At 65.8% G+C, this 436-nt stretch carries 1 protein-coding gene; it reads right to left on the reverse strand.

All coding sequences use genetic code 11. The annotated features are described in order from the left end of the window. Nucleotides 1–424, reverse strand: a 424-nt coding sequence (locus GVL03_RS20475) for a hypothetical protein (RefSeq protein ID WP_159502682.1), incomplete at its 3' end; no start/stop codon positions are given. Nucleotides 425–436: the final 12 nt, after the last annotated feature.

Here is a 436-nt window from a genome sequence, read left to right on the forward strand (position 1 = left end):
CCTCAAGGGCGTGCTCGGCCATTTGCTTCGATGGTGCACACAGCCATGTCTGCGGCCACTGACGAAGAAATGCTTCGTCCCACTCTTTCCCGTCCAGCAGGTAGGCGCCATCCTCCCGGCGCTTCCGGACCGACGCGTGCATCAGCGCCCGCAACAGCCTGCGCGTGTCGCCGTCCTCGGGATGAAGGCTTACCGTCCAGCGCTGCCCCTCTTCTTCCTTGCTGACCACCAGCCCGAACAGCAGGTGCGGCCGCACGAGATGTGCGGGCAGGAAGAACCCGGAGTAGCGCAAACGCCCGACGAACATCGGCACGCCGCCCGCCCGGCGGTGTGCGATGTCCGCGGCGCTTCCTGGCGCCGCACCCGAGCTGCGGCAGATCCCGGGCAGTTGAACAGGCCGGACGGGAGGATGCTGTATGTCCATACAGTAATGATG

This window comes from Microbacterium sp. 18062 (assembly GCF_902706225.1).
Taxonomy (GTDB): domain Bacteria; phylum Actinomycetota; class Actinomycetes; order Actinomycetales; family Microbacteriaceae; genus Microbacterium.